The 8,929-nt window shown below is 61.1% G+C and carries 7 protein-coding genes and 2 pseudogenes; 2 read left to right on the top strand and 7 right to left on the bottom strand.

Annotated features, from left to right (window positions below):
- Positions 1 to 318 precede the first annotated feature (318 nt).
- The gene (locus GNZ13_RS27970; RefSeq protein WP_172170615.1) at positions 319 to 2,100 is read right to left on the bottom strand and encodes a Rieske (2Fe-2S) protein; all 1,782 of its coding nucleotides are present in this window, start codon (positions 2,098 to 2,100) and stop codon (positions 319 to 321) included.
- Between the two features lie 316 nt (positions 2,101 to 2,416).
- Between GNZ13_RS27970 and GNZ13_RS27965 the strand changes: the two genes are divergently transcribed.
- On the top strand, positions 2,417 to 2,605 hold the full coding sequence (locus GNZ13_RS27965) for a hypothetical protein (protein WP_172167244.1): 189 nt from the start codon (positions 2,417 to 2,419) through the stop codon (positions 2,603 to 2,605).
- Between the two features lie 375 nt (positions 2,606 to 2,980).
- Here the strand turns inward: GNZ13_RS27965 and GNZ13_RS54380 are convergent.
- Positions 2,981 to 3,151, bottom strand: a pseudogene (locus GNZ13_RS54380) (ISKra4-like element ISBte2 family transposase); the annotation flags it as partial.
- Positions 3,152 to 3,633: 482 nt separating this feature from the next.
- On the opposite strand from GNZ13_RS54380, the gene GNZ13_RS27955 reads away from it, so the two are divergent.
- Entirely contained in the window at positions 3,634 to 3,894 is a 261-nt protein-coding gene (locus tag GNZ13_RS27955; RefSeq protein WP_236002217.1) for a hypothetical protein, read from the top strand.
- Positions 3,895 to 5,396: 1,502 nt separating this feature from the next.
- Here GNZ13_RS27955 and GNZ13_RS27950 read toward each other — a convergent pair.
- The 5 genes and pseudogenes from GNZ13_RS27950 to GNZ13_RS27935 all read right to left on the bottom strand — a co-directional run bounded on the left by GNZ13_RS27950 (position 5,397) and on the right by GNZ13_RS27935 (position 8,512).
- A complete protein-coding gene (locus GNZ13_RS27950) occupies positions 5,397 to 6,272 on the bottom strand; it encodes an endonuclease/exonuclease/phosphatase family protein (protein ID WP_172170611.1) in 876 nt (291 codons plus the stop codon).
- 150 nt (positions 6,273 to 6,422) lie between these two features.
- On the bottom strand, positions 6,423 to 7,046 hold the full coding sequence (locus GNZ13_RS27945; protein ID WP_171925736.1) for an HAD family hydrolase: 624 nt from the start codon (positions 7,044 to 7,046) through the stop codon (positions 6,423 to 6,425).
- A 104-nt stretch (positions 7,047 to 7,150) separates the two neighbouring features.
- Positions 7,151 to 7,348: pseudogene (locus tag GNZ13_RS52775) on the bottom strand (YncE family protein); the annotation flags it as partial.
- Positions 7,349 to 7,710: 362 nt separating this feature from the next.
- Complete coding sequence (locus tag GNZ13_RS27940; protein ID WP_171925646.1) at positions 7,711 to 8,058, bottom strand: MTH938/NDUFAF3 family protein; 348 nt, start codon at positions 8,056 to 8,058, stop codon at positions 7,711 to 7,713.
- 178 nt (positions 8,059 to 8,236) lie between these two features.
- On the bottom strand, positions 8,237 to 8,512 hold the full coding sequence (locus GNZ13_RS27935) for a hypothetical protein (protein WP_236002216.1): 276 nt from the start codon (positions 8,510 to 8,512) through the stop codon (positions 8,237 to 8,239).
- Positions 8,513 to 8,929: the final 417 nt, after the last annotated feature.

The following is an 8,929-nucleotide window of genomic DNA, read 5'->3' as shown; positions in this document are numbered from 1 at the left end:
CGTGGGCGCAAACCTGCTCACAGCCGATGATGAAGCTGCCCTTTCTCTCATACGCGGGCGCCAGGGCGAAAACGTGTGTGAACGGTAACGTGGAGACCGGAGCGGCATGCCACGATACGTTCACCCCGTATCACGGCCAGCGCAACCGATTGCCTTCCCGTCTTCCTGACTAGCCGACTAACGGGCAACTGGCACGATTGCGATGACAACTCGTTCGTGAGCGTCCGCTCTGCGGCAAGGTGACGGACCGGAATGTGTCGATACCGCCAGTTCGCTGTACTCGGATCCGTTGCAGGCATCGATCACCGGCACGCGTCGTCACGACGCCCCAGCCCCCTCATGGATCGCGACGCCCCGCATCAAGCGCCGGGCGATGTCCGCCGTCTGCAGCGCCCCGCGTTCGGTCGGTGAATGGGCGGCGAGATAGCGGGCGACCGCAATGAGGACGTGCCGGCCCTCGCCAGTATTACCCCACGCGGTAAACTGCCGGACTCCGGCCTCCAGCATCTGATAGGCATGGAAGCCAGCATCTTCGCGCAGCACAGCAAGCGCAAGCGTGGCGATCAGCGCCTGTGGCGAATGGCCGAGCGTGAGATGTCGCGCCACCAGCCTTGCGGCAAGATCAACCTGTCGCTGTCTGTCGAAGGCATCGAGCAACGCGGCGCGGATCGTCTCAACATCGGCAGGGAGGTCGTCGAGTTGCTCGCTGTCCTCACCTGGGATGCGGGCCGGCGGCACATTCAGATAGCGGGCAAGGTAGAGCGCCATGGCTCCGTGCATTATGGCGCGCACGGCCGTGACGTAACCGTCGATGTCGGCAGTCCCGATCCGCCTGAGCATCTGGTGGACCGCGTTAGCGTAGGTAAAGACGTGGTGCGCCGTATCCCAGTCGGCGTGCTCGTTGGCATTGCCGAAGCGGGCCACCCGCAGCACCGCTCCGTAAGCGAGCGATCGTCCCAGGTCAGCAGGAGTTGCGCCTGAGCGGATCGCCTCCTTCAGCGCATCAATTATCTTCGCTGGATCGTCTCCGAGCAGCTCTCGGGCGAGCGCCGCGTGGTGCGACCATCCACACAAGGTGCGCGCGGCAGCGAACAGTTCCGGCATCTGGCTGGCTGATTCCTCACATAGCGCAACAAGATCAACGGGCTGGCGCCAGGCGGTCGATTCCTCCGCGCCACGGGCGGCCACCATCTGGCCGACGATAGTAGGCAGCAAAGCTGGCGCGTGGTCCCAACCGATCAGGTCGAGGCACTCGAGGTCTTTGTTGATGAAGTCGAGCGAGTGACCGGTGTCGGCAAATGCCCTTTCGGTCGCGGCCGAGAGCAGGGCATCGGCAAGCACAGCTGGCGAGACACCGGCCGCAATCGCCGTCAGCAGGGTGCGCTCGCCCGCTTCGCGATGGCGCACACTTGTCCAAAGACGCAGCCAGCGCTTGAGTGCGGCCGGCTCCGGCCGGCTTCCAAGCGGCGCACGTTCCCGCCGCGGCGCCTCGCCGGCGCAGTCCGCCGCCACGCGGCGCGCACCATGAAACAGGGCAAGATAGGCTTCGTCCTTTGGCAAGAAGGGGAAGAGATTGGCCAGCGCCGTCAGTATCGTGAGACCGACGCCCCAGCCGTCGCGGTTCTGCGCCCCAAACAGCGCCACCTGCCGCACAGTCTCGGCCATCGGCACATTGGCCGCGAGCTGACCATGCACGGCCTTGGCGATGACGAGGTCGAGGTCATGTGCGAGGCCGTCCGCAAGCCGCTGACGCCAGTGCGCCGCGGGATCGGGATGACCGAACGTGGTCGTTACCCAAACGTCGCCATTGCGTACCTCGACCGCGCAGATGGGTATATCGTCCGCCCATAGGTCGAAGGTGCAGCCGCTTTCAAGATCGAAGCGGGCGTGGTGCCAATGACAGGTCAAGATGCCGTCCTCGAGGCTGCCGCGCTCGAGCGGGAAGCCCATGTGCGGGCAACGATTGTCGAGGGCGAAGACGCGCCCGCGGTCGTAGATGACGAGGATCGGACGATGACCACCTTGCACAACCCGCCGCCCCTCCGCCTTCAGCTCTTCAAGGTTGCCCACGAGCATGAATTCCTTGTTCGGTGCATCCATCCGCACACCTCCTGCACGCGTCCCGTCAGGGACATAGTAGATGCCGGCGATCTCCTGTCAACTCTCGGGTAAAACACGATATGCCACCGTGGTTTGGCTGAGCGGGTCAGTTTATGTCTCACGCAGAGACGCCACAAAGACCCGGACAAACCTGGACCGATACCGCAGTTCCGGGACTGTCACCCCCGCCAGCTTTCTCATGTCCGCCCTCGTCTTTTTCTAGTTCAAGAGACGCGAAGGAGGCGTCCCGCTTTTCTTTGGCCGCGTCGCCGGCTTGTCCTTCCGCCAGCTCAGGAAGTTAGCCACTGCAGCCACAATGAACGTGACGATAGTGGAGGCCGACGACGCAATGAGTGTCTTTTCCTCAGTATCTAGCGAAGGCGTTGTCGGTTGGTATTGGGAAGCGGATGAGAATGGGACTGCCGGGGCGCTTCCCGACAAGGCTTGTGATGCGCTTTTCAACTGCACGACGGTTACTTGCGGCAGCTGGTTCGCCGACATGTAACGCACGAAAAGGGCGGCTGTTATGCAAAAAAGCCCACAAAGAGACCAAGGCATAACCGACAAAACAGCTCGAGCCTGGTGGAGTTTGCCACGCCTGCCTCCGTCTTCGTCGACGGTTGCCGCACCCTTATATTGCGCCAGAATCTCGCGGAATTGACATCCCAGGCGTTGAAAGACTGGAGGGCGGATGACGCTCGGGTCAGGGGAGAGCGTGCAAAAGTTGGGGAGGTCGATTTCGTCAGGCCGCCCTGGCTTGCGGCATGGTTTCACGGTCTGTTCTGTTCGTTGGTCGGTGCCGGCCTGGCGATGCCGCCCCGATGCATTTTCCGTGACGCGAGGCGGCTATCGCGAGCGCCGAGATGCGGCGGGGCGAGAATTCCCCGTTCGAAACCGCGACCCTGACCTGCGCCACACAGTGCGCCCCTTCGTCAGTCCAACGCATCTGTCGCTTCTTGGCCATGCGGTGGCTGACGACCTGGTTCACCGCGGACTCGGCGATGCTGCTGCTGATCGGCAGGCCCTTGCGATGCCGGGCGCCGTAGTTGACCAACGTGTGCGCGTTGTTCCTCAGGTACCCCGAGACAGTGTGCCGCGCCCAGATGCTCGAGCGGCCCTCCCTAGGAGCCTCCCCCAACTTTTGCACGCGCTCATCTGGATTGACCACAAAGATGCAACCCGGAGCCCGGCCGTTCCTTGACTGGCGCTGGCTTGCGGCCCGTCAGGGGGGCCATGTTTAGTTCGATTGACAGATACGCTACCCGTGGCGGGAAAGCGTGCAAAACTTGGGGAGGCTGCCGTGGAGGAAAACTCGATCATTTTCGTGTTCCGCGCGGCGATTCGCCACCAGTTTTGTCAGATGATCGGCCGTGCTCGGATTGAGCATCAGAAACGCAATTGTGGGACGTATCCGATCCCACTTGCGCTACAGGCAGTACCTGTATTGCCTGTAGTTGCTGATACTGGCACCGCGCTGCATCGGCAGTTCCGTGTTGTCGCTCAGATGTTGCATACTGGAGGAGCCCCAAAGCCATGAAGGAGCCGGTGATGGACGGTTTTATCACGCATCAGATTGAGGGCGTGTCGGTAGACATTGAAGTGGTTCCGATGGCGCCGCACGGCTTCACCGCCAGGTTCAGGATTTTCGGTGACCAGCACGATGAGCCCGGGTGGCATGCTGTCCACCTCACGGAGGGCGTGTTCGCCACGGAGGGGGAAGCAGAAGAAGCCGCAAAATCCCTCGCGGTCGACCACATCCGCGCGCAGCAGTCTCGCCAGCATTTGCCTGATTAACCGCATCGCGCGCCCCCGACCCTTGAGGCCTACGGCCTTGCATTCCAACCGAAGACGCGCGATGTCCGAGTTATCCGGCCGACGGTGCCCACGGCGGTGAGCGGGTTTCATTGTGTCGATTTCTTCCCCAGTGGCGAGCTGTCAAACGACACAAAGTCGTCCGAAAAGTGTACTAAAGTCGTCCATTTTTCGGTTTTCGCGACGCTGCGGCAAAGAATTCTTTGAGAATCAATGCTTTATAAAAAATTGACGTAAAGTCGTCCTGTTTGGTTGATAGCTGGGCTGCGAATTTCGCGAGGTTGGCTGAACGTTTTGCAATCCGAACATAGAGTTACGTGGTCACCGATGAATCGCGCGATACGCACCACACGCGCTAAGGCTCGGTTCCTAACGTGCCATCGAGGTGCCGCGGGCTTATTGCACCAGGAGCAACGGCGTCTCTGACAAGAGCGTGCGGAGCAGGCGTGAGCGCGCTTGGGACGTCGGGAGCCAAGCATTCAAAGAAGGTATTTTGCAATGCGAACAATCATCGATTGAAGTGTATCGATCCATCTCGAGGGTCAGGCCGCTCGCGATAGGTCGCGGCAGCGAGAGTCGGCGCCCAGCATGAAGGTGAGCGGCACCCGATAGGGAGAAGTCAACACCACTGGACGTAGGAGATGCAGGAGACCGTGCGTGTGCGGCCGCGACATCGCTAAATTTCCGGTTCGCTTCTCGCGCCAATCCCGTCCAGCAAGACTTGTCAACTTTAAGTGATTTCATGACGGGGTCCGTTGTGCGAATAGATGGGGGCTCGACGCCGACCGTCTAGTACCATATCTATCGGTTTCCTTGACATCATCGTGGGAGGCAAGCGTCGATTAAAGACCTCTTAGGGTTCGCGCAAACCTCCCTCGATGTGCTGCACGACGTGTTTCGAGAATCTCCGCTGATGTGGTTGCGTGTTTTTCGGCGTACGGCCTTGACTGGGGATATCACACTTTCGCGCCACCTGCCGAAGTGGTTTGCAAAAAAAAAGGCGCCGCGAACAGGACCCCGGAAAACATTGGCGCTCGCCTTCGAATCTGGCAAACGCCGACTTCTGTAGGCGGTAGCGCAGAAAGTATCTCCGGGAACCGGCAAACGGATGATGCTTTCGGCTGCTGATTCCTATCGGTGGGCCGGTGCACGAGATGTAGTGGCACCTCTGCACTCGGTGCGCAACGTGCCCGGACCTTGGCGCCCGCCATGCTGGAAGACAGTTGTTGCTCGATCGCTACTTGTTGCGACCGACGGCAGGCTATCCTGAGGAGACGTTCAATTTTCCCGAAAGCGGCCATTACATCTGGCGAACGACATGCCGCGTCCCGTGTTCACGTGACCGAATGGCCGCAGAGGGCGGCGAGAGCCGCGCGGGCGACGGGATCCGAATCTGGTGTAATGAAGGCTCGTGGGAATGACGGGCACAAGGGTGATAACGGATGAGTGGGAAATTCGTGGCCAAAGCAGATTGAGCTCGTGGATCAGCGCAAATCGAGCCACAGCGGCTGATGATCGGACGAGCGGCTATTCTGGTCCACGTCGCAACCTGCGATGCGCGGCTTCAGATCCTCGGTGACAAAAATAAAATCGCATGCGAACGGCCCGTCAGGCCATTGCAAGTGATCGTACAGGCCGACTGTCGCGGCGCGCGCGGCGCCCGGGTGCGCGCAGCAGGTCCACGCGTCGGCGAAGGCGGGCGCGCCGGCAATCGGCTCGAGCATTCGGCAATAAGCAGAATCCCCGAACGCGCTGTTGAAATCGCCGCATACGATGGCGCTCATCGGGCGCGCGGTGTCGGCGAACGGACTGTTCAGCTTTTCCGCTTTGGCCGGACGGCGGGCATGGTCGCACGCTTCCTTGTGCAATTCGTGCAGCCTCGTCACTTGCGCCAGCCGTTGTGCTTCAGAGTAGAACTCAAGATGCGTGCTGATGACACGCAACGGACCGACATCGGTTTCGATCACCGCTTCGAGCGCGACACGCAGCATCGACGGCTTGGCGGGGTCGGCCAGCCACGGCAGCGAATGACGCAGCACCTGCCTGACAGGCAACCTGCTCACGATGGCATTGCCGAACTGACGCCGATCTCGCGCGGCCCCGACAGGCGGAAGATCGGAGCCGATCGCATCGATCACGCTCGCTTGCGGCAGCAACGCGGCGAGCTCGGCGAACTGATCGGCTGACGGGCCGCCTGCCAGTCCGCCCCGCGTCGGTCCCGCATGAAAACCGCGCGTGACTTCCTGAAGACAAAGAATGTCGAAATCGCATAGCGCCCGTGCTTCGCGCGCGATGCGAGCGAGGTCGACGCGGCCATCCACACCGCGTCCCCACTGAATGTTCCAGTTGACGAGACGCATGACATTCTCCCTTTTTAAAGCTATGTTCCCAGTTTAGCGCCGCGGCGTCGGGCCGATAAGCCTGCGCATACCGAAGAAAGGGGGGCCTCAAGAACGGACTTTTTTGTACGTTAAGGGGAAATGCCGGGACTAATACGCTGGCGCTTCCCGCTATGCATCGATGGGAGGCATTTCACCGTGGCCGCGCAGCCATGCATGGTCGGCAAGCGCGAGCATTTCCCGGTCACCTTGACTATCGCCATAGGCATAGAGCACACGAGGCTGATCGCCGCGGAACCATTGTTGCAGTCTCCGCACTTTTTCCGGTCCCCAGCAATTCGGGGAAGCCAGGTGACCAGAAAAACGGTCGTCATGAAATTCGAGCTCGGTTGCCAGTACCGCGTCGAATCCCGCAGCCGTAGCCCAACCCTTCAGGTAGAGCGCAGGCGACGCGCTGACCAGCACGAGTTGATGGCCACGGCGCTTATGCTCCTGGACTCGCGCGGCCATTTCAGGCCGAATGAGCTTCGGCAATCTCTGAGCCACGTATTGCTGCGCCGCGTCTTCCAGTTTGCGCCGGGTCATGGCGCCGATCGTCGCGGCAAGAAAATGCGCTTTCGCGGTGCCTCGGTCGCACGTGTCGATCAGCATGCCAGCCATCCAAGGCGCCGCGCAAATCGCGCCATAGATCAATCGCGGACTGCCGACCGTGTAATGCACAAAATCACGGAGGCTGTCGGACGTGGTGATGGTGCCGTCGAAATCAAAGGCGGCAACGACCCGATCGCGCGACAGTGTTCGATCGGGGTCTGAGCGCGATGGAATCTGCAGTGAAGGCAACGGCGTACCGCTTTGGCCTCCTTGCGAGAGGGCTCTTGCACGACGTCGCGAGTCGCCGGCTAACGCATATTCCCGGTGTGGTCCCGCGAATAACGCCCGGGCTGCGGCCAGACTGTGAGTCCGTGCGGCTCCATCCCAACCGGAATGGACTTGACCGCGCCGGTCGTCGTGTCGATCGCGTAGACCACGTCGTCGAACCGGCCGGACAGCCACAACGTCTTGCCATCCGCGCTGACGTTGGCTATAACGGGGCTGCCCGCCACCCTGCTGCAAAAGCGCCGAGACAAGGTCGCCCGCCAGGCGCTTCGCGACAAGGCGTTCTGGCGACCTGTGGCGTTTCAGTCGGGCTGTCGGCCAAACGATGAGAGCCACCCGGGGCGCACTGAAGCGACTCCACTTTCCGCTCGAGGCGATCCTCATCAGCGGGCGCTGGTGCGTCGCGTACGTGAACTGGCGATGGAAGGCGAGCAGCATACGGCGCTTCTTGCTGTTGAGGACTGGCCCAACGTCGACGGATCGGATTTCGAGACGGCTGACCGCGTGACCCGTGATGGACGGGCTCGCCTGACATGCTAAATGCTGCTCAGTTTCAATGTAAATTCACACCGCGCCAAATGACCTAGCACGTGACATGCAGAATCGCGTTGGTCTCGTCGGCATGCTCCTTCAGTCTGGCGATGGCTTCTGCCGTCGGCAGGATAACCAGTTCGACTTGCCGACGCTCGGCCTCGTGCTTCACCTCTTCCATCACCGGTAACGCTCCCGTGCCGGTGCCAATTACCAGCCGCCGGCATTTCCAGGGGATGTCCTCCGCCACTGACAGCGGTGTGTGCCCAAAGGTCTCGCGGAACGCCTTGGATGGCTTCTTCTTGCGTTTGCGAACCTGCCCGTGGTCGATCACCACGTCATGCTGGTAGGTGACGCCATCAATACGGATGCAACCAAAGGAAAATGCTTCGAAGCGCATGCCCATCTCCGCCGCTTTCGTGCGGGTAGCCACTCATTGCATCAAGACCCAACAGAGTGGTCGTCCAACACAATCATTATAGGTTGGACGCAGCGCTGCGCGGAATGTGTCCCGTTGGCGTCACCAGGGGTAAGCAAGCGCGTCGTGAAGCGCCGACAGATGGCTTGGCTTCCGGTTGTCAATCCCGAAAACTCGTCGTTGGTGATGCTGTTGCTCGTTTTTGGCAGTCCGTCGTCCACACGCAGGCGCTGGGCAGGCGCGGCGTGCGGCCGAACTCTCGGGCGATCACGGGGTCTTCCGGCAGCGGCTGCGCTGGATCGAGCCAGCCGAGCCGAACTCCTGGGCAACGCGCCTCACAGCGGTGCGCTTCCTGCGGCCCATCAGCCGGAAGCGCGATGTCGCGGTCGGAATCGCCTTGCTGCATGTGGACAAGGACCTGGCGGTCCTCAAACAATTTGAACCTCCGGTTGGCCCTGGGCGCTCCGCTCAAAAGAGCGAAGCGTACCCAGCGCGGAAAGTTCGAACCGCGTCCTGCTACAAGGCGCAGGTGACGCCTATACGCCGATCATCGGGTGGCGCCATTACGGCGATCATCGACTGGCTCATTACGCCGTTCCTGTGCTGGCACCTATGCGCCGATCATCAAGTGGCTCCTTCTTCCATACGGCGATCCGTGACAACTGTGCGTTGGCGGCTAGTTTGTCAAAACGGCCCCAAATGACTCGAACCTGTTCTGACATGCCTTCCTCGATTCGTGGTTGAGAGCGAATACGAATATGCGCCTTCAGCTTCACGTCGCAACGCGCAGTTCTGCTACGCAGCGCGCATCCGGGCGACGTCAAGCCGCGGGCGCGGTGAAAAGTCAGTTATC

Source organism: Paraburkholderia elongata, assembly GCF_013177735.1.
GTDB classification, from domain to species: domain Bacteria; phylum Pseudomonadota; class Gammaproteobacteria; order Burkholderiales; family Burkholderiaceae; genus Paraburkholderia; species Paraburkholderia elongata.
This window is presented reverse-complemented; position numbering and strand designations above follow the sequence as displayed.